Raw genomic sequence first — 23,705 nt, forward strand, 5'->3', positions numbered from 1 at the left:
TGATGGCGCCCCGCATTCTCGTCGTCGATGACGAACCTCATATCCGCGACGTGATTTGCTTCGCCCTTGAGCGCGCCGGCCTGGCATCAACGGCCGCCCGCAACGGCACCGAGGCGATGACGGCCTTCCGCCGCGGCAACATCGATCTCATCATCCTCGATATCGGCATGGCCGACATGGACGGCCTGGAGGTCTGTCGCCATATCCGCAAGACGTCGGCATTGCCGATCCTGTTTCTTTCGGCGCGCGACGAGGAGATCGACAGGGTGCTCGGGCTCGAAATCGGCGGGGACGATTATGTCACCAAGCCGTTCAGTCCGCGCGAACTCGTGGCTAGGGTCAAGGCGATTTTGAAGCGCAGCAGCAATGAAGTGGGGGCTGACAGACGCCACGCCACCCTTGTCGCCGGTGAACTCAGCCTGGATCGGCGTGGCAGGACGGTCATGTTTGGAGAGAGCACCATCGCAATGACAGCGCTCGAATTCGCAATCCTGGATGCATTATTGTCACGCCCCGATATGGTCTTCAGCCGCGAACAGTTGATGGAGGCGGCCTATGGCGCCGGAACCTATGTCGCTGACCGGACGATCGACAGCCATATCCGCAACATCAGGGCCAAGTTCCTGGCGGTCGGCGGTTCCGCGATCATTGCAACCGTTCACGGCATCGGTTTCAAGCTCGCCGCCGACATCGGGAGGAAGGCCTGATGTCGGCACCGAAAGTCAGGACGAAGTGGCGGCCGACGCTGGCGCTGATCGTCTATGTCGTGCTTCTCGCGGTCATGGCGCTGCCGATCCTGATCGTCATCTGGTTTCGTGCCGTGGAGGCGAGTTCGAACCGGATGGCACCAGCGGAGATCGGCGCCCTCGTCGTTGCATTCATCCTGACGCTCGGTGTTGCCTATGTGCTGACGCGCACCATCACCGGGCCTATCGACGCTTTGATCGCCCGGACGGAAGAGATCGCCCGCGGCGGCAAGGGAGCAATCCAGCCGCTGGAAAGCTATGGAACGCGCGAGATCGCCGTCCTGTCGCAAAGCTTCCTCGATCTCGCCGGAAAACTGGTCGATCGCACCGAATATGTTCACTCCTTTGCTGCCCATGTCTCCCACGAACTGAAATCGCCGCTGACGGCCATCCGCGGTGCGGCAGAGCTTTTGCGCGATGACGATGCCGAAAGGCCGATGACGAAGGCGCAGCGGTTGCACTTTCTCGACAACATCGTCGCCGATGCCGTCCGGCTCGATGCATTGTTGCAGCGGCTGAGGGAACTTGCGCAGGCGGAAACGCCCGTGGCCGAGGGCAGAAGCAGCGTCACGGACATCATATCCTCACTGCGCGGGCGATTTCCCGCTCTCAATATTTCCGGCACAGGCGATACGGAAATATCGGTTGCTCTTCCCCAGGAAGCAGCCGGCATCGTCTTTGCCAACCTCGCCGAAAACGCTCTTCAGCACGGCGCCACGCTGTTGGAACTCAGAGTATCGGCCGACGGCCGAACAGCCGTCATTCTTATCCGCGACGACGGCAGCGGTATCTGCGAGGCCAATCGCCAACGCATCTTTCAGCCGTTCTTCTCAACCCGCCGCGAACAGGGCGGTACCGGCATGGGCCTCGGTATCGTCCACGCCATGCTGAGCTCCCATGGCGGCACGATCCGCCTGCTGCAGACAACCGGCGGCACCGAGTTCGAAATCACCATCCCCCTGTAAATCTGATCCGATTGACATCGCGTCGATGCGATGTGCGGCCCGCAATTTGTCTTTGATGCCCCACTCCACGATTATCAGGCCCACAGGATGGCGGGGAGAAACTCGCTACCGACAACCGGCCGAGCCACCCTCCCCCAATCTCGTATTCGCGTCTCACCGTGTCGTATAACCGCCGTCGATAACCAGCACTTCGCCGGTGACATAACTTGCCGCCGCCGAGCAGAGGAACAATGCGGCACCCGCCACCTCTTCCGGCTGCCCGACGCGTCCCATCGGGGTCATGCTGCGCCAGGTCGGGAACCAGTCGGGATTGTCGATGCCGCCGCGCGACAGATCGGTCTCGATGTAGCCGGGGGCGATGGCGTTGACGCGGATATTCTCGGCGGCAACTTCGCTGGCGAGGCTTTTCGTCATCATGTGGACCGCCGCCTTGGAGGTATTATAGGCGACCTGGTTTTGGGGAATGTTGGACACGATGCCCGATATCGAGCCGATATTGAGGATGGCGCCGCCGCCTTGGCGCCGCATCGGTGCTAATGCGGCGCGGCAGGCGCGAAAGACGGCGTCGACATTGACCGTCATGATCTCGCGCCAGATGGTATCGGGAAATTCGCCGCTGTCGCCGTGAATGGCGATGCCGGCATTGTTGACGAGGATGTCGAGCCGCCCCGCCCGCGAAAGAGTCTCAGCGACGAGTTCGTCGGCAGCGCTTTCCTTCGTCAGGTTGACGGCGATGAAATCGCAATCGACGCCGGCCTTGGAGAGCTGGTCTTCCGCGGCCGGATTGCGGGTTCTGCCGGTGATGATGACTTTGGCACCCGCCTCGCCGAGCGCCTCGGCGATGGCAAGCCCGATGCCGCGCGTGCCGCCGGTCACCAGCGCCACCTGTCCGTTCAGGCGAAATCTGTCGAAGATCATGGCCGTTTCCTCTTGAGTGGGTTCGCGAGTGTAGAAGGCGGATGCACTTTCGTCAGATGTCGGCGCTCTGCGGCAGGATGACGAGATCGCGGATGGTGATGTTGCGTGGGCGTGTCAGCATGAAGAGCACGGCTTCGGCCACTTCGTTCGCCTCCATCAGGCCCCCTGCTGCGAGCGCCTCGTCCAGCTTTTCCTGCGGCCAATCGCTGAGAAGGGCCGTGACCACGGGGCCTGGAGCGACGGCGCCGACCCGCAAGCCATGCTTGGCCACCTGCCGCCGCAGCGTATGGACGAATGCCTGGACCGCGTGTTTCGAGGCCGTGTAAATCGGCTCCCAGACGACGGGGATCATGCCGGCGACGGAACTCGTCAGGATGATATCCCCGGTCTTGCGCTCGACCATATGCGGCAAAACGGCATGCACCGAGCGGAAGGCGGCATTGATGTTCAGGTTGAGCATCCGGTCCCAGGCATCCGGGTCGCCGCCCAGCACCTCGCCGCCGATATAGGAGCCGGCATTGGCATGGAAGATGTCCAACTGACCGGCTTTCTCCAGAATCTCAGGCACCATTCGTTCGACGCTTTTCGGATCGGTGAGATCGATGACCAAGGGAATGGCGTTGGCGTCGAGTTTCGAGCAGATTTCCTTCAAGGCGTCTTCATTCCGGTCGACCAGCACGACCCGAGCGCCCGCGGCAAGCATGGTCTTGGCGCATTCAAGGCCGATACCCGACGCCGCTCCGGTGACAGCCGCGACTTTTCCAGACAGATCCTGTCCCATTTTCTTCCTCTGCTTTCTGGTTGCTTTAGGCTCGGCCGTGCGAAATTCGCGATCGGCGTGCCAGCGAGTCGACGATGACGGCGACGGCAAGGACAGCGCCGGTGATCATGTATCGAAGCGACGACGACAGATCGAGAAGCGTCAGCCCGCTGGCGATCGACTGGATGACGATGATGCCGAGAAGGGCTGAATAGGCACTGCCGCGCCCGCCGAACAGGCTCGTGCCGCCGATGACTGCCGCAGCGATGGCATTGAGATTGACATCGCCCGTGCCGGCCTGCTGACTTGCCGTCGCCAGTCGTGCAGCGGAGAGAACGCCGCCGGTGGCAGCAAGCAGAGCACACATGACGAAGGCGCTCATATAGATGCGCGAGACGTTGATGCCCGAGCGGCGCGCTGCTTCGCTGTTGCCGCCGACGGCATGCATGGAGCGTCCCCATTTGGTGCGCGTCAGCGCATAATTCATGGCGGCGGTGAGCCCGACGAAAAGGCCGAACATCCACGGAATGCCGCGCGACTGGTTGAGATAGAATGCGACTGCTTCCAGGGCGAGTGTGATGATGACGGCGCGCAGAAGCAGCCCACGGGCCGATTTTGCAGACAGGCCAGCCGCCCGCCGGCGCGCCGAGGTGCGGTAGCTGGAGAAGAAGAAGGCAATGCCGGCAAGCGCCACCAGCAGATAGGCGACCGGGTCCGGCATGACCATGATCTGGCCGAAACTCACGAGCCAGGAACCATAGGGAAGATTGATCGAACCGGTCGCTCCGAGGATATAGAGCTGCAGGCCGAGAACCGCGAGCAGCCCCGACAGCGTCGACACGAAGCTCGGCATCCCGAAGCGGTTGAAGAGAAACGCGTAGAGTGAGCCGATCAGGGCGCCGATAATCATGGCGGCGAGGATCGCCAGGACCACCGGCCAGCCCTGGTTGACCCAGAAGACGCCGACCAGTGCCGAGGCGAAGCCGCTGACGGAGCCGACGGACAGATCGATCTCACCCACCATCAGGATGCAGACGATACCCAGCGAGATGACGCCGACGGTCGAGCAGTCGAACAGCATGTTGACGAGGTTGCTGCTCGAGAGAAACACCGGATTGAGCGCCTGGAACACCGTCCAGATGATCGCCAGGCCGACAATGACCGGCAGCGAACCGAGATCGCCGGAGCGGATGCGATCCCCAAAGGCGCGGATCGAGCCGGCAAGGCTATCGTCGTGATGCACTCTTTCGTCACGTCGGTCGAGGAGCGCAGGTGCTGCGGGTTCATTCTGGATGGTCTTCATCATGGCCTGCCCTCCTCTGTCTGCTGGCTTTGCGCCTGGCGGCGCATCGCGCGGCGGGAGACGGAATTGTTGGATGCGCCGGTGATGGCACTGACGAGCTGTTCGTTGGATGCGTCGGGCAGCATGGTGCCGTTATTGCGGCCGAGCCGAAGAACGACGATACGGTCGGCAACGGCGCGCACATCCTCCATATTGTGGCTGATCATGATGACGGCGAGGCCGCGTTCCCGCACGCGCTCGATGAGGTCAAGCACTTCGGCCGTCTGGGCAACGCCGAGCGCTGCGGTCGGCTCGTCGAGCATGATCAGTTTCGGCTCGAGCAGCAGCGATCGGGCGATCGCTACCGTCTGGCGCTGTCCGCCGGAGAGCGAGGCGACGGGTTCGCGCACGCTCGGAAGGCGGGCCGAAAGCTCGTTCAAGAGCTTCCAGGCGGCGATCTCCATCGTGACTTCATCGAGCTGATAGGGGCTGAGCTCCTTGCCGAGAAAGATATTGGCGACGACGTCCAGATTTTCGCAAAGCGCCAAATCCTGGAAGACGGTTGCGATGCCGAGGTCGAGAGCGGCGCTTGGGCTCGACAGGTTGACCGGTTTGTCTTCGAAGAAGATCGTGCCCGAGCTTGGCTGGTGCACGCCGGCCAGGATCTTGACCAGCGTCGACTTGCCGGCGCCGTTGTCGCCCACCAGCGCCACGACCTCACCGGCATACACATCGAGTTCGATATCGGTGAGCGCCGACACTGCTCCGAAGTTCTTCGATATTCCACGCAGACTGAGGACAGGCTGACGGGAAGGGTCAGGAGTATGAGAGGTTTCAGACATCGCCTGGCCTTTCGAAAAGCGAAAATCAGAAGCGCGACCGGTGGCCGGCCGCGCTTTCCCTTGGCTGGATTACTTGGTGATGCCGAGTTTCTTGCAGCCGTCGGCATAGCGGCCGGTGCACAGCTCCTCGGCGGTGTTGATCTTCTTGTCGATGATCTCGGCCTTGAGGTTTTCGGCGGTAACGACAGCCGGTACGAAGAGCTGTGCGGGCGTGTCGTAGAGCGTCATTTCGGCCTTGATCGTTTCTCCGGCCAAGAGCTTCACGGCGACGTTGGCAGCGGCAGCGGCGACGATTTCACTCGGCTTGGAAATCGTATTGTACTGATCCCCTGCTATGATCAGCTGCAGCGCAGCGATCGTCGCATCATTGCCGGTGACCGGCGGCACCGGATCGACACCCGCCGCCTTGAAAGCTGCGATGGCGCCGCCGCCGGTGCCGTCATTGGCAGCGACCACGCCGACGATCTGCTTGCCGAAGCGGGTGATCTGCCCGCCTGCCCATTGCTGGGCGTTCGCGGGCTGCCAGTTGGGCGTGTCGAATTCGGCAAGCGTCTTGTATCCGCCGCTCGCCAGACCCTCATGAATGCCGTCCTTGATCAGTCCGGCAGCCGCATCGGTCGGTGAACCGTTGATCTGCAGAATGCCGCCGCCTTCGGTCGGCACCTTCTGTGCCTTCAGATGCTGGACGAGCGATTCCGCGATCGCCTTGCCGATCGCCTTGTTGTCGAAGGAGACGTAGAAATCGGCCTTCCCCTTCGGGATCGGACGGTCATAGGCAATGACCTTGACGCCCTGGCTCTGTGCGAGCTGGACGAGCGATGCGGCGGCCGCCGAATCCACCGGGTCCAGCACGATGACCTTGGCGCCTTGCGTGATCGCCGAATTGAACTGTTGCTGCTGTTTTGCGATATCGGCATCGGCGTTCTGATAGAGAACCTTGCACGACGCGCAAAGCTTCTTCATTTCCGCGACGAAGCCCGGGTGGTCGTGCTCCTCGTAGCGGGTCGAGCCCTGGTCGGGCATGAGGAATGCCACTGTCGCATCCGAAACGGCCGTTTGCGCAAAGGCGGAAGTGCCGCCCAGCAAGGACAGGACAAATACCGCGGCGCCTGCCGCCTGTGTTGAGAATTTCATCATTTCCATCTCCTCCCATTGAAAAAATTGTGTCGTGATCGCAGTGTTTCTGCTGTGGCCGTTCGGCTGAAGGAACGGTCGCGCCTGTCCCGGCGGTTTGACGTTTTTGAGGACAAGCATCTCCGATCACGAGCCGCTCATCGCGTGCCCGCGTTCAAGTCAGTGTCAGTTTTCGTTCCTTCTCCTCCTCGACCTCCCTCGTCCCTTGAACGTGCTCGTTCGGCTCCTCTAGGCCGCCTTTGCCACGTTGATATTGTCACCCAACAACCGTCGGAAACGGGAAGGCGTCATGCCTTTTTCCGCGAGAAACTGCCGGTTGAAGTTAGACAGATTGTTGAAGCCAACCTCGAAGCAGATATCAGTGATCGATGCGTGGTCATCGCTCATCAGGATCTGGCAGGCGAGATTGATGCGCAGGCGTTTCACATATTGCACCAGCGACATGCCCGTATGGCGGCGGAAGCCGCGCGAAAAGGCGCCTGTCGATTGTCCAGCAATCGCCGCGAGATCGGCTTCGTCGAAGGATTTGGTCAGGTGTTCCCTGATATAGGCGAGCGCTTTGTTGATGCCGGCCGACATGTAACCGGAGGGATCAGGCAGATAGCTCGGGCTGGCGAGAAGCTGCGCATCCTGTGCGCGGCTGAGCAGGCCGACGATCATGATGAATAGCTCGATACGGCGCACACCCTGCGCCTGCTGCACCTCGTTCATCAAAGGTGCGACCTGCCGGCTGGTCTCGGCTCCGAAAAGCACGCCGCGGCGGGAGGCTTCGAGAACAGGTTCGAAGGGGCCGAGTTCGGCCAGCACCTTCATCGTGTCGATGATGAAATTCTCGCTGAACTGGATGAGCTGGCATCGAAGCGGGATGCTCGATCCCGTCGGGACATCGCTGATCCAGTTATGTGGAAGATTAGGCCCGGCGAGCACGAGATTACCAGGCTCGAACTCGCCGATGAAGTCGCCGACGAAATACCGTCCTGTTGTCGCCACGACGAGATGAAGTTCGTATTCCGGGTGAAAATGCCAACGAACCGTATGGTAGGGATAGCCATGCGCCTTCGTTGCGAAAGATTCGCCCGGGCGGATCTGAATGACTTCCAAGTCAGGTTCCATTGTTTCCTCCTCCGAGGACGGTTCCAAGCCGCCCGCCAAATTCCCTTTTTGGCTTTATTGTTAAAGGGGAGTGTAGTGGGCTCGTGTCACGCCCGCCACCACGATTCCTGGCTAAAACCGATACTTTTTTGACAATCGGCGCCGCGCAACCGGTGTAAGGACGGCAGTAATCCACTTGCACATCGTCCAAGGGCCGGCCTCAGGCGGCCAAGGCTGCAATGACGTTTCTGACCAGCGCAGAAGAAGACAGCCGGCTCGTGGCGCAGCTCGGGGCGCCGATCGCACCAACACGCACGGACACGCCGCCGCGGGCATTGGCGACCGCAAACATCGACTCGTCGGTCAGATCATCGCCGATGGTAATCGGGGAGCGGTTCTTGAACGGGTCGGACTGGAAAAACCGCTCAAGCGCATCGCCCTTGCTCGATCGTGCCGGACGCAGCTCGAACACCATCTTGCCAAGCTGCAATGCCCAGTTCGGCCCGGCGACCTCCGCATAGTGGTGCATGCGGTCTTCGAGTACCTTTTCATATTCGGGCGCCAGCCGGTAGTGGGCGGCAACAGCCGCGCCCTTGTCCTCGATCAAGACGCCGGGGTAGTGCTCGGCTTCTGCGGTCAGCGCATGCTTCAGCGCCTGAAATTCAGGTGTCGCCTCGATCGTCTGCATTCCAGCGGCATTCCTGATTTCTGCGCCGTGCAGGCCTGCTGTCGGAAATGCAAAGGGCTTGAACAGCGCGTCTGCATAAGCAAGCGACCGTCCGGTGACCAGCGCCAAGGCGCCGCCGAGCTTATTCGACAGGCGATGCAGTTGTCCGGGAAGCGCCTCCGGGACGTCGATCGCATCCGGTGTGGGCGCAAGATTGAGCAGCGTCCCGTCAATATCGAGAAACATTGCCCAGCGGTCCGGCTCCTCCAAGACCATTGAAAGCATTTCCTGGGTAGCGGCATCGTCCTGCACGGCATTCTCCAAACTCTGCAATCATTGAAGCTAGGTCGCCAGTCGGCGAGGGCAAGGTGATTTTTCAGACTCCGGAACATCCAGAGACGCGTCCGCGTTGTATCTCGCCGCCTGTTCGAGCACTCGCGCCGTAGAAGGTACATTAATGGTCAAAAGCAGTCCCGATCCCCGTGATGAGATCAATGCGCCGTTGGCACATGGCGCCATGGTTCTGCCGTTGGTGACCATCGATGATTATAACAATGAACTGCGTGACAAGAATGGTTTCGTTGGCGACAACGCCAATAAGAAGACGTTCCAGCAGAAGCTCGACGATTGGCGAAAACGCATCCGCAAGTTTGGGGACGATCCGATCGGCAAGACCGCGACGACAAAGCTTTCCAAGAAAAAGATCGAGGCCCTCTTGACGGGCGACGACATGGAGGCTGCCGCTCTGGTCATGGGAGCGGTGGAGGACTTTGCCCAGGACTTTGCCGAGGTGATCGGAAAGTTCCTCAAGGACGAGCGCTGGTCCAAGACCGAGCGCATTGTCGTTGGCGGAGGCTTCAGGCGAAGTCGCTTCGGAGAACTGGCGATCGCCAGGACCATGGTTCTTCTCAAGGCGGCCGGCCTCAATATCGAGGTTGTGCCGATCGTCCATCATCCCGACGAGGCGGGGCTGATCGGCTCAGTCCATCTCATGCCGGGGTGGATGTTCAAGGGTTATGAGGCCATCCTTGCCGTCGATATTGGCGGCACGAACGTGCGCGCCGGCGTCGTCGAGTTCGGAAAGGAAAAGACACCGCACTTTGCGGATGCGAGTGTCTGGGAATCGGCGATCTGGCGCCATGCCGATGACGAGCCAAGCCGCAGCGGAACGGTAGAGAGGCTGGCGGCGATGTTGCAGGACCTGATCGACAAGGCCGAAAAGGCCAATCTGAAACTTGCTCCCATTATCGGGATCGCCTGTCCGGGCATCATCAAGGCCGATGGCTCGATCGAACGCGGTGGACAAAACCTGCCGGGCGGAAATTGGGAAAGTGACAGCTTCAACCTTCCCGCCGCACTGATCAAGGCCATTCCCGAGATCGGCGACCACAGCACATTCGTAATGATGCACAACGATGCCGTCGTGCAGGGATTGTCGCAGATCCCTTTTATGAACGACGTGTCGAGATGGGCGGTGCTGACCATCGGCACCGGGTTGGGCAATGCGCATTTTACGAATCGCGAGGGAACGAAGGCGCGATAGTGGAATGCCTGCCTCGCGCAACTCTGCACGCAATGAACGCCGGATCGACCGGGCCGTGGGAGCACTATGGTAAATAGCAGGTAAACAAGAAGGAATTCCGCAGACGGAAGCGAACTTGCCGATAAGTTCCGCTAGGGAAGATAGCCGCTTTGCCGAACAGGAGTGAGATAAGGCTATCGGCAAACGTCTGCGATACCAACGCATGATCCCGATTAGCAGTATCGATCATACCCGCCGCGACCTGATTCGCCTAGCATGCGCTGTTGTGATCTTCGCGGAGGATGACGCCCGCGGGATGTCGGAAACCTATTCGCGCACAACTGCCAGCACCTGATCGGAATGGTGTCATCGGCCTGGCCTGGCGATCGATCGGATCTGCGGACAAACGATCCCCACCTTTCAACGCCCCCTGCTCTCGGTATTCTGCCGATCTAGACCCCGGCCACACCTCCCCTTCCCCGATATCACTCAGCGACAGCGCTCCCTGAAGTGAGGCCCACACCGGAATCTCGGAATTCCGGCGATGCCTCGTGATCGGAGAAAGCGCCGGTTCGCCGGTGCGCCGGCGAAGATTCAGTCTCGCATGACAGATCTCTGCGCGCCGAAGCGATCCGAGACGGCGAGCCTCGCTGCCGAAGGCCGCATTTCCGAGCGGCGCTTGAAGATGGAAGTCTCCCCTCCCCTTTCCAGCGCGGCATCGGAAAAGATGGTGATAACGCCGGTGGGCGGTTCTCGGCAGGTTCAAATTGCGCTTATCTCCACAACTTCACGCAATTGATGCGCAGACGAAAGATGGATCATGAATTTCAAGGGAATAAGCGCTCCGCTCAATGCCGGCCGTCTCGAACAAATGCTGAGCCTTGCTCAGCCACGCCGCGTCGCCGAAACCCAAGACGCAAATGACAAGGCCTCCGGCAGCGAATCCGTCCGCGGACTGGAGGTCGAAAGCCTGTGCCGCTCGCCTGCCTATAAATGAGAAACGGATTGCCTGATCAGGCATGCCCAAGCGGTGGATGTTGTCTTCCAGTGCGTCGGTAATGGCGTTCTGCCGTGTTGAAATATGCTGAGATGCGCTAAGGGTGGCCGTCGATGGAGGCGGACACGGTCGCCATTGTCAGCTGACAATGGCGCTAAGATTCCGGAATTCCACATGATTTTTTCGTCGAATCCGGTTTGTTATCCATTGGCTAACCAAGAAATCGCTTGACGGAATCGGCAGACTCACGATCATTTGCGCAAAATGACCCGATTTATCAGGATTTGCGTGAATGCCGACCAAGGCCGCGATTGTTGAGAAAGCCAAGAGAGCGAGTCGAGTCTCGATCGACGAGACGATCGCGCAGGACTCGACGATGCTCAGCAGCCAATTGCAGGTGCTGTTCGAGCGGTTGTTTTCGCCCGACGCCCGCAAATCGCTAAGGCGGTTCAGCAGCACCGAGACTGCCAAGCTGCTCGGTGTCACCGACAGCTATGTTCGCCACCTCGCCGCGCAGGTGGAAAGCATCAATCCCGAAAAGACGGCGGCGGGTCGACGGGTGTTCTCGCTTGAGGAAATTCATGCGATGCGCCACCATCTCGGGCGCACCAAACCCTCCTATCTGCCGATGCGCCGGCCGGGCGACCATCTCCAGGTGATCGCGGTCACCAATTTTAAAGGTGGCTCCGGCAAGACGACGACATCCATCCACCTGGCGCAGTTCCTGGCTCTTCGCGGCTACCGCGTGCTCGCCGTCGATCTCGATCCGCAGGCGTCGATGTCGGCGATGCTCGGATATCAGCCCGAATTCGACGTCGGCGAAAACGAGACGCTTTACGGTGCCATCAAATATGACGAAACGCGCCGCGACGTAGCCGACATCGTCCGCCAGACCTATTTTCCGGGGCTCGATCTCATTCCCGGCAATCTCGAACTGCACGAGTTCGAGCACGATACTCCAAAGGCGCTCGCCGACACCAACCGCGACGACAAGGACATGTTCTTCATGCGGGTCGGCAATGCGCTGCATTCGCTGGAGCAGAGCTACGACGTCGTCATCATCGATTGCCCGCCGACCCTCGGCTTCCTGACACTGTCTGCTCTTTGTGCCGCGACTTCCGTCCTCATTACCGTCCATCCGCAGATGCTCGACGTCGCGTCGATGAACCAGTTCCTGACGATGACCTCCGATCTTCTGGCCGTGGTCAAGCAGGCAGGCGGCAATCTCGATTATGATTGGATGCGCTATCTGATCACCCGCTATGAGGCCAATGATGGACCGCAGGCGCAGATCGTCGCCTTCCTTCGCAGTTTGTTCGGCGAGCGCGTGCTGACCTCGATGATGGTCAAGTCGACAGCGGTCTCGGATGCGGGTCTGTCCAAGCAGACAATCTACGAGGCGGGACGCGAGACGATGCATCGCCAGACCTATGACCGCGGGGTGGAATCCGTCGACAGCGTCAATGCCGAGGTCGAGCAACTCATTCGCAGTGCATGGAGCAGGACATGAGCCCAAAAGGACGCGACATCCTGAAGAGCATGGTCGGTGCCGTCGAGCCGACACGGCCGGAGGTGCCGAGCGTGCAACAGCCGCATCGGCCATCGGGAGCGGTCAAGGCGATGAACCTGTCGCTTGGACGGTTGGGAGAGGAAGCAGCCGCAGCCAAGGCGCTGCGCGAATCGCTGGCCTCCGGCGACAAGGTGCTGGAGATCGATCCGGCAGCTGTCGAAATGTCCTTCATCCGCGACCGTATCCCGGTCGATAAGGATGCCGAGTTCGAGCGATTGAAGCAGTCCATCCAGGAAAGCGGACAGCAGGTTCCGATTCTGGTGCGGCCGGACCCGGTAAGGGCCGGGCACTACCAGGCCGCCTATGGCCACAGGCGCCTGCGAGCGGCGGCAGAGATCGGGGTTCCCGTTAAGGCCGTCGTGCGAAAGCTCACGGATGAAGAGTTGATCCTCGCACAGGGTCAGGAAAATGGCCCCCGTGTCGACTTGAGTTTTATCGAGCGGGCACTGTTTGCACGCCGCATGGATGAACATGGCTTCAGCCGCGACATGATTGCCAAGGCGCTGGCGACAGACAAGCCGGAAACGTCAAGGCTCCTGCAGGTGGCTCAGACGATCGACCCCGAGCTCATTCTCGCCATCGGGCCGGCCCCCAAGGTCGGCCGTCCACGCTGGTTGGCGTTTGCCGAGAAGTTCAGAGAGACGGGCGGACAGAGGAAGGCGCGGGCCGCAATCAGTGCCGCCGGTTTTGACGCGTTGGAGACCAACAGCCGCTTCGATGTCATCTGGAAGGCACTGGAGGAGAAGAGCGCACCGCAGCGGGCCGAGCAGACGCTCCGGACCCAAGGGGGCGCGCCGCTTGCTTTGGTGGCCCGCTCCGGCAAAAGCTTTCGCATCACCGTCAAATCGGCGGCGTTTTCGGAATTCCTGGCTCAGCGGTTGATAGGCCTCGCCGCCGAGTTCGAAGAGGAAAACGAGGGAAAATGAGGCAGTTAGACCGGTTGTCAGCTGACAATCCGGATAGGAGATAACGCGCAAAAGAAAAAAGCCCCCGAACGTCACCGTCACGGAAGCTTTCCTCGTAGTCTTGAACACCTCCGAGAATCGCACTTCCGAGAATCGCTGTCAAGAGTTTTTGGCGCCGTTTTGGTGAGCGGATTTCTTTTGCCTCGTTGAGGTGAAAGATATGGAAACCGGGAATGTGACGACGCCCTTCGGGCGACGGTCGATGACGCTTGGCATGCTTGCAAACCAAGTCATGGCCGGGGAGATCAGGCCGGATCAGTCGGTCGACAAGTGGAAATTGTTTCGCGCACTATGCGAAGCAAAGCCGCTGCTCGGCATCGGCGATCGGGCGCTTGCCGTGCTCAACGCGCTTTTGAGCTTTTATCCGAAGAACGAACTGGCCCAGGAAAACGGCTTGATCGTCTTCCCGTCGAACATCCAGCTTTCTCTCAGAACGCATGGCATGGCCGAACAGACCGTCCGGCGCCATCTTGCCGCGCTCGTCGAGGCAGGCCTTCTGCTGCGCAAGGATAGTCCCAATGGCAAGCGGTATGTCCGCAGAGACAGGGCAGGGGAGATCGATGAGGCTTTCGGCTTCTCGCTGGCGCCGCTGCTTGCCCGTGCCGAGGAGATCGAACAGCTTGCCGCCGAAGTGATGGCTGAGCGGCTGCATGTCCAGCACCTGCGCGAGCGTATCACTCTGTGCCGCCGCGACGTCGCAAAACTGATCGAAGCGGCCGTTGAAGAACAGATCCCCGGGGATTGGCAAGGCCTCTACGGCGAATTCCGGGACCTGATCGAAGGCTTGCCGCGATCGCCGACCACATCGCAGCTTGAACTGTTGCTGGATGAATTGACGGCCCTGCGCACAGATATTCTTAACCGGCTGGAAATTCGGGTTAAATCGACAAAACAGCGCGGCAATGCCGATTATATCGAGCGTCACATACAGAATTCAAACCCCGAATCTACCATTGAACTTGAACCAAGCTTCGAAACGAAGCCGGGGGCGATGGCGGAGCAAGACAAAGGGCGAGAGGCGGAGACGCTGGAAGAGGGGAGGGGGGAGACAACCCGTCCGGGCCGGCAGGAGGAAAGTCGGCAGTCGGGCGGCCGCAATGATGGTGGCGAACTGAAATCCTTCCCGCTCGGCCTCGTTCTGCAAGCCTGCCCGGAAGTCCTTGCCTATGGACCGGGTGGTGCGATCCGCAACTGGCGCGATCTGATGACCGCAGCGGTTGCGGTTCGATCGATGCTGGGCGTCAGTCCGTCGGCCTACGAGGAGGCCGCCAATGTGATGGGGCCGGAAAATGCCGCGACCGTGATGGCATGCATCCTGGAGCGCGGCGGCCACATCAATTCGGCCGGTGGCTATCTTCGTGGCCTGACGCGGCGAAGCGAAAAGGGAGAATTCGCGATCGGCCCGATGCTGATGGCGCTTCTGCGGGCAAACGCACCGGCCGGCCGGAAGGTTGGATAGTGTTCAACCTCCGTGTGGGCAGCGTATGGCTAAGCGCGGATAAGCCTTCGCTCCAGAAAACTCTGCATGTCGCGCCGTCCGTCTACGACGCAGTAGACGACGACGTCCGTGCCCAGGATCCGATAGATCATGCGCCACGGCTTATGGTGGAGTTCCCGATATTCGGAAATTCCGATCCCCGCCAACTCCTTCGGAATATTTCCTCGGGCGGGGAATTCTTCAAGCTCGGCGCACGCGCTCTCGATGTCCGTCAGGATGCGCTCTGCCGTCTCGGCGCCTTCGCGGCCGGCGATGAAGTGATAGAGATCCTCGATGTCGCGTTCCGCATCCTCAGAGAAAAGAACGCGATATGGCATCAGGATTGGCTGTCTTTCAGACGTTTGCGGATGCGTGCGAAAGATTCCGCAGCTGGGCGCAGTTTGCCCTCCTCGACCTGCCGGTTGGTGAGCGCCAGCACCTTCAGGAGCGCCAGCGTCTCCTGCGTTTCTTCGTATTGGCCGACGTCCTGAAGGATGGCCTTCGCCTCGCCGTGAAGCGTAATGACGACCGGCTGCGGGTTATCCTTCAACGTCCGGATGATCTCCGGCGCATGCGCCTTGAGATAGCTGATCGGCTTCACCTGTTCTGACAGCTTCATGCACTTACTCCCTTTCGACCAGAATATAGACCATCAAATGGTCGATTGAAAGAAGCCTTTCGATGGTGGCGGCGCACATTCCCGGCTTCCGATTTCAAAAGCGTAATCGTTGGGGCTAGCGGGAGAATAACAAACTATATTTATAGACTATAGAGATAATTGTTTTCGCGATTCTGCGCTCCTGCGATCAGCAGGGACCGGTGAGCGACACGAGGCTTGAATGGCGAAATGTCTCGATGACGTTCTGAGCTTCAGGGAGAATGCGTTTGACATATGATGTTATCGTGGTCGGTTCCGGTTTTTCGGCGATAGCGGTTACCTGCAATCTCATCGAGCAGCTTCCCGCTTCGGCGACGGTCGCCGTCGTCGGCGACGATCCTGGCTTCGGCCGCGGGACGGCGTACCGGACGGAGCTCTATCTCCATCGCCTTAATGTTCCTGCCGGCCGCATGAGCCTGCTGCCGCATCAACCCGATGACTTTGTCGACTGGTTGAAAAGCCATGGACGCCAGCTGCAGGCCAGCGATTTCGCCTCGCGCAGCGATTACGGCCTTTATGTCCGCGATACGCTTGCACGGCTCCTTCGAAAGCGCGACGGCCGTTGCCGGGTCGATTTCATCAAAGCCAAGGCGGCGGGATGCGTGGAACGTTACAGCAGCACGCTGGCCTTCCATCTCGGCAACGGCGACGAGATTGCCGGAAGGAACGTGGTGCTCTGCCTCGGCGTCGGGAACGCGACCCTTCCGGTCGATCCGGATGGCGTCCCGGCATCGCTGCGATCGCGGATCATCGAGAACCCGTGGCGGCTTTCCTGGCTGAGGCGCGTGGCGCCGTCCGATGCGGTCTGTATCCTCGGATCCGGCCTGACGATGATCGATCAGGTTCTCGCGCTTCGCGCCCATGGCCACAGCGGCAGGATCGATGTGCTTTCGCGGCGCGGGCTTGCGCCCCTGGGACACGCACCGAAGCCGCCAGTGCCTCTGCCGATCGACGTTCGGGCGCTTCCCGAGACGCTCAGCGGCATATTGAAGACCCTGCGGGCGAAAAGCAGGACGGTTGCCGACTGGCGAGCCGTGATGGACGGCCTGAGGCCTGCAACGCAGGCTCTCTGGCAACGGCTTTCGAGCAGGGAGCGGGCACGGTTCCTCAGGCATGCGCTTCCCTGGTGGAACATCCATCGTCACCGGGTCGCGCCTGACGTGTTCGACAGGTTTGAGGAACTGGTCTTGGACGGAACCGTTCGTTTCCACGCGGGCTTCCTGAAATCGCTCGGGGCCGAAGAGGGCGGGCTCGTTGCCGCCTACAGGGTCAGAGCGGCGCGCGAGATCGCCGAGATCAGGGCGGACTGGCTCGTCAACTGCACGGGAATGGAGCGGGCCGGCATCAGTCATTCACCGCTTTTGAAGGAGATGAGCCGCTTTGAGTTGATCATCCCCGATCCTCTTGGCCTCGGGATCCAGGTGAATGCCGCGTCCGAGGTGATAGCCCCGTCCCGGATCTCGCCTGCCCGACTGTTTGCGGTTGGTGCCCTGACGGCGGGGCAATTCTGGGAGATCACCGCCGTTCCGGATATCCGGGTGCAGGCCAAGGCCGTGGCCGAGGAGATTGTTTCAAGAGGTTAGCTCTCGACGTGCAGGCAGCAGAGCGTCCGTTGCGCGTTTGCAAAGACGCGCGGTGCTGCAGATCCGCACTGTGCTTGTTGAATTGCCGGCCGCCGAGGGCTACAGTATCTGGTACGCCATAATACGATTCTTGCATTCGGCTGCCGCGGCGGAAGTTGAGCGTGCAAAGTCCAACACTGAGGTAGACAATGAGCGGTGCTCTGAAGGACGCAATTCGAGTCGAGCGTCCGGCAAAGACCTTGCGGGAACTGGCGCTCGACAAGGTCCGCGAAGCCATCGTCAACGGATATTTCCGTCCCGGAGATCGCCTTGTCGAGCGTGACCTCTGCGCCCAGCTCGGCGTCAGCCGAACAGTCGTGCGCGAGGTACTGAGGCATCTGGAATCGGAAGGGCTTGTCGCCAATCTGCCGAATAAGGGGCCGATCGTCGCGCAGCTCGACATCGACGAAGCCAAACAGATCTATGAGATCCGCGGCGCGCTGGAAGGCATGGCGGCGCGGCTGTGCGCGGAGCGCCGCAGCCCGGAGATCGTCGCCGCGCTGGAGGAATCGCTGGCCGGGATCCGCAACAGTTACCGTGACAACGATATGGCGGCTGTGCTGACGAACACCTCTTCCTTCTATCACACGCTGTTCACCATGGTTGACAGGAACGTTGCCTGGGGTGTCGTCAATCTCCTGACCGTGCGCATAAACCACCTGCGCTCGATGACGATCAAGACGGAGAGACGCGGCATAGAAGGGCCGCTGCAGATGTCGAAGATCGTCGACGCCATCCGCCGCGGCGACGGCGAGGGGGCTTACCAAGCCGCGATGGATCACGTCGCCGCCGCAAGCGCGATTGCCGAAGCGGTGCTGTCGGCCAAGAAGACTGCCGACTAGGCACGAGCGAAGCCTGCCGCTTCCCCCGCAGGCCCTGGCAATGCGCTCACTTCGGCTGTCGATGTCGCTCCATTCACGATGATGTTCCGCGCAATTCAGCGGGAATCCATACTCCGCGCTTGACACCTAACTTTTTCCGATGTGATGGTATGCCATATTAAGTAATATATAAGGCGGCACCATGAACTGGGACGACCGTGACTTGCGGACTCGGCCTGTCTCCGCGGGGCGCCGTCATGTCGTTTGTCGGCTGTCAACGCGCTGAAGGGAAGAAAGCGCCGCCCGGAGAGTCGAAGGTGCGCGCGCGCCAAATTCAAAATCTCCGCCTCGGCCTGAACTGCGCCTCACAGCAACCAACTTGACATTCATATATTATGGTATACCATAATACGAAATTGAGAAATGAGGTGCTCGATGGCTATTCAAATTCGCAAGACGGGACTGCAGATCGAAACGACGCTGATCGAAGGCGGCAAGGCCGCGGCGGTTCCGCTGAAGCTGTTCACCGCCTTTGCGGTCGTGAAGAATCCTTGGGCAGGTCGCGGCTTTGTCGACGACCTCAAGCCCGAAATTCACGCAGGCGCTCCGGTGCTCGGCGAGTTGCTGACCAGGATGATCATCGATGCGGTCGGGTCCGGCGAGGCTGTCGAAGGATATGGAAAATCCGCTGTCGTCGGCCTGGATGGCGAGATCGAACACGGATCCGCGCTCATCCACACGCTGCGCTTCGGCAATTTTTATCGCCAGGCCGTCGGCGCCAAATCCTATCTCGCCTTCTGCAACACACGCGGTCCGGCCAATGCGCCGATCATGATCCCGCTGATGGACAAGAACGATGAAGGCCGCCGTTCGCACTACTTGACCATCCAGACGTCGATCCCCGACGCGCCTGCCGCCGACGAGATCGTCGTGGCTCTCGGTGCTTCGATAGGCGGGCGCCCGCATCACCGCATCGGCGACCGCTACCAGGATCTGAAAGACCTGGGGCAGGACGTTGCCAATCCAGCGGGCGTTTGAAGGAGCGCTCTGAGATGCTGACAGCCGGATCGACCACACGCACCGCCGCAGCAACGAACGCCACCGGTGCCTTGCCCCGAAAGGCGACGGCAAGCGGAACGGCCTATCATGAGGCCGGCAGCGGTGAGCCGTTGGTTCTCATTCACGGCGTCGGCATGCGGCTCGAGGCCTGGGCTCCGCAGATCGCATTCCTGTCCGCGGGCCATCGCGTTATCGCTGTCGATATGCCGGGACATGGGGAAAGCGCAAAGCTGCCGGCGGGCAGTCGGCTTGAGGAGTTCGTCGCCTGGTTCGGACGCTTTCTCGATGAGATGGCAATCGACACGGCAAATGTTGCCGGGCACTCGATGGGCGCACTGGTTTCAGGAGGGGCGGCCGCGACCTTTGGCGAGCGTATCAGCCGTGTCGCTTACCTCAACGGTGTCTACAGGCGTGACCCTGGAGCAAAGGCCGCCGTGCTTTCGCGCGCCGCGGCCATTCCGGTATCGGGCGTCGACAAGGAAGGTCCTTTGGCTCGCTGGTTCGGCGAGGACGCCGAAAGCGTCACGGCGCGTGAATTGACGCGAAAATGGCTGAACCTCGTTGATCCCCAGGGATATGCCGTCGCTTACGCGGCCTTTGCGGGCGGAGACGAGACCTATGCTGACGGCTGGAAAGACGTGGCTGGCCCGGCCCTTTTTCTGACGGGGTCCGATGATCCGAACTCGACGCCCTTGATGGCGGCGCAAATGGCAGAGCTTGCGCCGCGGGGCTACGTCCGCATCGTCGAAGGTCATCGTCATATGGTGAACCTGACCGCGCCTGATATCGTCAATTCGCTGCTCGCTGAGTGGCTGTCGTTCGGGGAGGATGAACGATGACAATCCAGACTGTCGACCCAAGAGCACTGCGAGATGCATTCGGGGCCTTTCCGACCGGCGTGACTGTCGTCACCGCCTGCGACGGGGAAGGACATCCGATCGGCTTCACAGCGAACTCCTTCACCTCGGTCTCGCTCAATCCGCCTTTGCTCCTCGTCTGCCTTGCCAAGACGTCGCGCAATTTCGCTGTTATGAGCGGAGCGCAGCATTTTGCGATCAACGTGCTTTCGGAAACACAGAAAGACGTGTCGAACACCTTTGCGCGCCCGGTCGAGGATAGATTTGCGGCGGTCGAATGGGCGAGGGGATCGGCAGGCTGCCCGATATTCTCAAGCGTGGCGGCCTGGTTCGAATGTGCCATGGAGCAGGTCATCGAGGCTGGCGACCACGTCATCTTGATGGGGCGCATCGAAGCTTTCGACAATAGCGGCCGCAACGGTCTCGGTTATGCGCGTGGCGGTTATTTCACGCCGACGCTCGCAAGCAAGGCCGTGTCCGCGGCAAGCGAAGGCAATATGGAACTTGCAGCCGTTGTCGAGCGCCGCGGGGAAGTTCTGCTGCTCGGTGAGGATGTGCTCTCCCTGCCAAGTGTCGATGCCCATGACGGCAGTCCGACCGAGACGCTGCAAAAATACCTGGAAACATCAACCGGGCTGAAGGTCAGCATCGGCTTTCTCTATTCGGTTTATGAGGGCAAGAGCGACGGCAAGCAGCACATCGTCTATCACGCCGTTGCCGGAGAGGGCGATCCTGCCGGCGGCAGGTTCCTGAAGCCTGACGCATTGGTTGCGGCAAAGTTCAAGACCAGTTCGACAGCCGATATCGTCAACCGTTTTGCGATGGAAAGCTCGATCGGCAATTTCGGCGTCTATTTCGGCGACGAGACCGGCGGCACTGTTCACCCCATTCCAGCCAAGGACGCAAAAGCATGAAGTTTTCCCTCTTCGTCCATATGGAACGGCTCGACGCCAGCCAAAGCCACAAGAGCCTCTACGAGGAATTCGTCGCGCTCTGCGAGATCGCCGACAAGGGCGGTATGCACGCGATCTGGACGGGCGAGCATCATGGCATGGATTTCACCATTGCGCCCAACCCGTTCGTGACCATTGCCGATCTGGCGCGCCGCACATCGCGGGCGCGGCTCGGGACGGGGACGGTGATCGCCCCCTTCTGGCATCCGATCAAACTAGCCGGAGAGGCCGCCATGGCCGACATCATCTGCGATGGAAGGCTGGATATCGGCATCGCGCGCGGAGCCTATTCCTTTGAATACGAACGTCTGCTGCCCGGTCTCGATGCCTGGGGCGCCGGCCAGCGCATGCGCGAACTCATCCCGGCAGTCAAAGGCATATGGGCCGGCGATTACGCCCATGACGGGGAATTCTTCAAATTCCCTTCCACCACCTCGGCGCCGAAACCGCTGCAGCAGCCGAACCCGCCCATATGGGTGGCGGCGCGCGATCCGAACTCGCATGAATTTGCCGTGGCCAACGGCTGCAACGTTCAGGTCACGCCGCTCTGGCAGGGCGACGACGAGGTTCAGTCGTTGATGGAGCGCTTCAACGACGCCTGCGCCAAGAATCCCGAGATCGAGCGGCCCAAGATCATGTTGCTGCGCCATACCTATGTCGGCTCGTCGGAGGACGATGTCGCCCAGGCCGCCCATGAACTGAGCACCTACTACAATTATTTCTTCGCCTGGTTCAAGAATGAGAAGCCGGTTACCCAGGGTCTGATCGAACGGATCCCGGACGAACAGATCAGAGCGAACGCGATGCTGTCGGACCAGGTCATGCGCACCAACAATGTCGTTGGCGACGCTGAGACCGTCATCGCCCGGCTCAAGGCGTATGAAGCGCTCGGTTATGACGAATATTCCTTCTGGATCGACACCGGCATGAGCTTCGAGCGCAAGAAGGCGTCGCTCGAGCGCTTCATCACCGAGGTCATGCCAGCATTTCAGGAGTAAGACCATGCGGCGTTTCCAGCACTATATCGACGGCGAATTTTCAGATGGCGAGGCCAGCTCTCCGAGCATCGATCCCGCCTCCGGCGCGATCTGGGCTGAGATGCCCGAAGCGCGCGAGGGCGATGTCGATCGGGCTGTCAACGCGGCCGACAGGGCGCTTTACGACGGCCCATGGCCGAAACTGACGGCCACCCAACGCGGCAAGCTGCTTTACAAGCTGGCCGATCTGGTTGCCGCCAACGCGCAGGTGCTCGCTGAACTGGAGACGCGCGACACCGGCAAGATCATCCGCGAAACATCGGCGCAGATCGCTTATGTCGCCGAATACTATCGCTACTATGCCGGCATCGCCGACAAGATTGAAGGCGCCTACCTGCCGATCGACAAGCCCGACATGGATGTCTGGCTTCGCCGCGAGCCGATCGGCGTCGTTGCGATGGTCGTGCCATGGAACAGCCAGCTCTTCCTGTCGGCAGTGAAGATCGGCCCGGCGCTCGCGGCCGGCTGCACGATGGTGGTCAAGGCCTCGGAAGACGGGCCGGCGCCGCTTCTCGAATTTGCACGGCTCGTGCACGAGGCAGGTTTTCCTGCCGGCGTCGTCAACATCATCACCGGTTTCGGCGCCTCCTGCGGCGCCGCCCTCGGCCGGCACCCGAAGGTCGCCCACGTCGCCTTTACCGGCGGCCCTGAAACCGCCCGGCACGTCGTTCGCAACTCGGCCGAAAACCTCGCCTCCACCTCGCTTGAACTTGGCGGCAAGTCGCCGTTCATCGTCTTTGCCGATGCAGATCTCGAGAGCGCTGCCAATGCCCAGGTCGCGGGCATCTTCGCCGCGACAGGGCAGAGCTGCGTTGCCGGATCGCGCCTCATCGTCGAACGCAGCATCAAGGACCAATTCGTCGCCCTGCTACGGGATAAGGCCGAGGCGATCCGGATCGGTGCTCCGCTCGATATGGCGACCGAAGTCGGCCCGCTTGCCACCAAGCGCCAGCAGGACAATATCGGCGCCCTCGTCGCCAAGTCGATCGAAAGCGGCGCCCGCCTTGTCACGGGAGGGCGCAAGATCGACGGCGACGGCTATTATTTCCCGCCGACGATTCTCGACTGCGACGATGTCGCCTCGCCCTCGCTGATCGAGGAGTTCTTCGGGCCGGTCCTGTCCGTCGTGTCGTTCGAGACGGAGGCCGAGGCGCTGCGGCTCGCCAACGATACCCGTTATGGCCTGGCTTCCGGCGTCTTCACCCAGAACCTGACCCGGGCGCACCGGCTGATGAAGGGGCTGCGTGCCGGGATCGTCTGGATCAACACCTACCGCGTGGTATCGCCGATCGCGCCGTTCGGCGGTTTCGGCCGGTCGGGCCATGGCAGGGAAGGCGGCATGGCCGCGGCGCTCGACTATACCCGTACCAAGACGATCTGGCTCAGGACATCGGACGATCCGATCCCCGATCCCTTCGTGATGAGGTAGCGCCGATGTTTTACGAAATCCGGACCTACCGGCTGAAGAACGGCACCATCCCGCAATATCTCAAGGTCGTCGAGGAAGAGGGGATCGAGATCCAGACGAGCCATCTCGGCACGCTCGTCGGTTACTTCTTTTCGGAGATCGGGACGATCAACGAGATCGTCCACATCTGGGCCTTTGCGAGCCTGGACGACCGGGAGGCGAGGCGCCAGAGGCTTCTGGCCGATCCCCGGTGGCAGGCCTTTCTGCCCAAGATCCGCGATCTGATCGAAGTAGCGGAAAACAAGATTATGAAGCCAGCTAACTTTTCTCCCGGGAGCGAGGCGCACTGACGG

Annotated in this window: 24 protein-coding genes; 15 read left to right on the forward strand and 9 right to left on the reverse strand. The window is 60.8% G+C overall.

Features of this window, described 5'->3' with window-relative positions:
• The first annotated feature begins 2 nt into the window (after window positions 1-2).
• Window positions 3-707 carry a response regulator gene (locus tag BS630_RS33435; RefSeq protein WP_077980896.1) on the forward strand — a complete coding sequence of 235 codons (705 nt, stop codon included), beginning with the start codon at window positions 3-5 and terminating at the stop codon, window positions 705-707.
• Window positions 707-1,711, forward strand: a complete 1,005-nt coding sequence (locus BS630_RS33440) for a HAMP domain-containing sensor histidine kinase (protein WP_077980897.1) — start codon at window positions 707-709, stop codon at window positions 1,709-1,711. Before BS630_RS33435 ends, BS630_RS33440 begins: the two co-directional genes overlap by 1 nt.
• A 153-nt stretch (window positions 1,712-1,864) precedes the next feature.
• Here BS630_RS33440 and BS630_RS33445 read toward each other — a convergent pair whose 3' ends face one another.
• From BS630_RS33445 to otsB, 7 genes are all read right to left on the reverse strand, one after another.
• Complete coding sequence (locus BS630_RS33445; RefSeq protein ID WP_077980898.1) at window positions 1,865-2,629, reverse strand: SDR family NAD(P)-dependent oxidoreductase; 765 nt, start codon at window positions 2,627-2,629, stop codon at window positions 1,865-1,867.
• Window positions 2,630-2,681: 52 nt separating this feature from the next.
• The gene (locus BS630_RS33450; protein ID WP_077980899.1) at window positions 2,682-3,410 is read right to left on the reverse strand and encodes an SDR family oxidoreductase; all 729 of its coding nucleotides are present in this window, start codon (window positions 3,408-3,410) and stop codon (window positions 2,682-2,684) included.
• Between the two features lie 25 nt (window positions 3,411-3,435).
• Window positions 3,436-4,695 carry a sugar ABC transporter permease gene (locus BS630_RS33455; protein WP_077980900.1) on the reverse strand — a complete coding sequence of 420 codons (1,260 nt, stop codon included), beginning with the start codon at window positions 4,693-4,695 and terminating at the stop codon, window positions 3,436-3,438.
• A complete protein-coding gene (locus BS630_RS33460) occupies window positions 4,692-5,513 on the reverse strand; it encodes an ATP-binding cassette domain-containing protein (RefSeq protein WP_077980901.1) in 822 nt (273 codons plus the stop codon). Before BS630_RS33460 ends, BS630_RS33455 begins: the two co-directional genes overlap by 4 nt.
• 69 nt (window positions 5,514-5,582) lie before the next feature.
• Window positions 5,583-6,656, reverse strand: a complete 1,074-nt coding sequence (locus tag BS630_RS33465) for an ABC transporter substrate-binding protein (RefSeq protein ID WP_020047782.1) — start codon at window positions 6,654-6,656, stop codon at window positions 5,583-5,585.
• A gap of 219 nt (window positions 6,657-6,875) precedes the next feature.
• Window positions 6,876-7,760, reverse strand: a complete 885-nt coding sequence (locus tag BS630_RS33470) for a helix-turn-helix domain-containing protein (RefSeq protein WP_077980902.1) — start codon at window positions 7,758-7,760, stop codon at window positions 6,876-6,878.
• Window positions 7,761-7,959: 199 nt separating this feature from the next.
• The gene (gene otsB, locus BS630_RS33475; RefSeq protein ID WP_183594588.1) at window positions 7,960-8,739 is read right to left on the reverse strand and encodes a trehalose-phosphatase; all 780 of its coding nucleotides are present in this window, start codon (window positions 8,737-8,739) and stop codon (window positions 7,960-7,962) included.
• Window positions 8,740-8,863: 124 nt separating this feature from the next.
• Here otsB and BS630_RS33480 point away from each other — a divergent pair, with 124 nt between their 5' ends.
• The 5 genes from BS630_RS33480 (at window position 8,864) to repC (ending at window position 14,919) form a co-directional block, all read left to right on the forward strand.
• On the forward strand, window positions 8,864-9,949 hold the full coding sequence (locus tag BS630_RS33480) for an ROK family protein (protein WP_077980904.1): 1,086 nt from the start codon (window positions 8,864-8,866) through the stop codon (window positions 9,947-9,949).
• 799 nt (window positions 9,950-10,748) lie between these two features.
• Entirely contained in the window at window positions 10,749-10,925 is a 177-nt protein-coding gene (locus tag BS630_RS37570; protein WP_167383851.1) for a hypothetical protein, read from the forward strand.
• A gap of 292 nt (window positions 10,926-11,217) precedes the next feature.
• Window positions 11,218-12,435 carry a plasmid partitioning protein RepA gene (repA, locus tag BS630_RS33490; RefSeq protein ID WP_017958286.1) on the forward strand — a complete coding sequence of 406 codons (1,218 nt, stop codon included), beginning with the start codon at window positions 11,218-11,220 and terminating at the stop codon, window positions 12,433-12,435.
• Entirely contained in the window at window positions 12,432-13,421 is a 990-nt protein-coding gene (gene repB / locus BS630_RS33495) for a plasmid partitioning protein RepB (RefSeq protein WP_077980906.1), read from the forward strand. Before repA ends, repB begins: the two co-directional genes overlap by 4 nt.
• Window positions 13,422-13,620: 199 nt before the next feature.
• Window positions 13,621-14,919, forward strand: coding sequence for a plasmid replication protein RepC (gene repC / locus BS630_RS33500; protein ID WP_077980907.1), 1,299 nt, complete (start codon window positions 13,621-13,623; stop codon window positions 14,917-14,919).
• A gap of 29 nt (window positions 14,920-14,948) precedes the next feature.
• Here the strand turns inward: repC and BS630_RS33505 are convergent, their stop codons facing one another.
• Window positions 14,949-15,275: a type II toxin-antitoxin system RelE/ParE family toxin gene (locus tag BS630_RS33505; protein ID WP_077980908.1), complete on the reverse strand. Its 327-nt coding sequence runs from the start codon at window positions 15,273-15,275 to the stop codon at window positions 14,949-14,951.
• Complete coding sequence (locus BS630_RS33510) at window positions 15,275-15,556, reverse strand: type II toxin-antitoxin system Phd/YefM family antitoxin (protein WP_077980909.1); 282 nt, start codon at window positions 15,554-15,556, stop codon at window positions 15,275-15,277. Before BS630_RS33510 ends, BS630_RS33505 begins: the two co-directional genes overlap by 1 nt.
• 260 nt (window positions 15,557-15,816) lie before the next feature.
• On the opposite strand from BS630_RS33510, the gene BS630_RS33515 reads away from it, so the two are divergent.
• From BS630_RS33515 to BS630_RS33550, 8 genes are all read left to right on the forward strand, one after another.
• Entirely contained in the window at window positions 15,817-17,178 is a 1,362-nt protein-coding gene (locus BS630_RS33515; protein ID WP_077980910.1) for an FAD/NAD(P)-binding protein, read from the forward strand.
• Between the two features lie 188 nt (window positions 17,179-17,366).
• Window positions 17,367-18,059 (forward strand): GntR family transcriptional regulator, encoded by a 693-nt coding sequence (locus BS630_RS33520; RefSeq protein WP_077980911.1) that lies wholly within the window; start codon window positions 17,367-17,369, stop codon window positions 18,057-18,059.
• A 414-nt stretch (window positions 18,060-18,473) separates the two neighbouring features.
• Window positions 18,474-19,076 (forward strand): amino acid synthesis family protein, encoded by a 603-nt coding sequence (locus tag BS630_RS33525; RefSeq protein ID WP_077980912.1) that lies wholly within the window; start codon window positions 18,474-18,476, stop codon window positions 19,074-19,076.
• Window positions 19,077-19,090: 14 nt separating this feature from the next.
• A complete protein-coding gene (locus BS630_RS33530; protein ID WP_077980913.1) occupies window positions 19,091-19,936 on the forward strand; it encodes an alpha/beta fold hydrolase in 846 nt (281 codons plus the stop codon).
• Complete coding sequence (locus tag BS630_RS33535; RefSeq protein WP_077980914.1) at window positions 19,933-20,868, forward strand: flavin reductase; 936 nt, start codon at window positions 19,933-19,935, stop codon at window positions 20,866-20,868. Before BS630_RS33530 ends, BS630_RS33535 begins: the two co-directional genes overlap by 4 nt.
• Entirely contained in the window at window positions 20,865-21,905 is a 1,041-nt protein-coding gene (locus BS630_RS33540) for an LLM class flavin-dependent oxidoreductase (protein WP_077980915.1), read from the forward strand. Before BS630_RS33535 ends, BS630_RS33540 begins: the two co-directional genes overlap by 4 nt.
• Before the next feature lie 4 nt (window positions 21,906-21,909).
• The gene (locus BS630_RS33545) at window positions 21,910-23,373 is read left to right on the forward strand and encodes an aldehyde dehydrogenase (protein WP_077980916.1); all 1,464 of its coding nucleotides are present in this window, start codon (window positions 21,910-21,912) and stop codon (window positions 23,371-23,373) included.
• Between the two features lie 5 nt (window positions 23,374-23,378).
• Window positions 23,379-23,702 (forward strand): NIPSNAP family protein, encoded by a 324-nt coding sequence (locus BS630_RS33550; RefSeq protein ID WP_077980917.1) that lies wholly within the window; start codon window positions 23,379-23,381, stop codon window positions 23,700-23,702.
• Window positions 23,703-23,705 lie beyond the last annotated feature (3 nt).

This window comes from Rhizobium laguerreae (assembly GCF_002008165.1).
GTDB classification, from domain to species: domain Bacteria; phylum Pseudomonadota; class Alphaproteobacteria; order Rhizobiales; family Rhizobiaceae; genus Rhizobium; species Rhizobium laguerreae.